Origin of the sequence: Bradyrhizobium campsiandrae, assembly GCF_014529705.1 — a bacterium.
GTDB classification, from domain to species: Bacteria; Pseudomonadota; Alphaproteobacteria; order Rhizobiales; family Xanthobacteraceae; genus Bradyrhizobium; species Bradyrhizobium campsiandrae.
Genome location: NZ_JAANIH010000333.1, coordinates 1 through 249, shown reverse-complemented (window position 1 = coordinate 249; position 249 = coordinate 1). Strand labels below are relative to the sequence as shown.

Annotated in this window: 1 protein-coding gene; it reads left to right on the top strand. The window is 64.3% G+C overall.

The window, feature by feature from the left end; genetic code table 11:
• On the top strand, positions 1–249 hold a 249-nt coding region (locus tag G8O24_RS43315; RefSeq protein ID WP_283815676.1), incomplete at both ends, for a carboxyl transferase domain-containing protein.

Below are 249 nucleotides of genomic sequence, written 5' to 3'. Positions count from 1 at the left end.
CGTTCCTCGAATTTTGCCAGTTCGCGGGCGAAGGCATGTATGACGGCGTGCCGCCCGGCGGCAGCATCGTCACCGGCGTTGGAATGGTGTCGGGCCGCGCCTGCATGCTGATCGCCAACGACGCCACAGTGAAGGGCGGGACGCTGTTCGGCATGACAACGAAGAAGCATACCCGCGCCCAGTTGTTTGCGTGGCAACACCGGCTGCCCTGCATCACCTTGGTGCAATCAGGTGGCGGCTTCCTGCCGG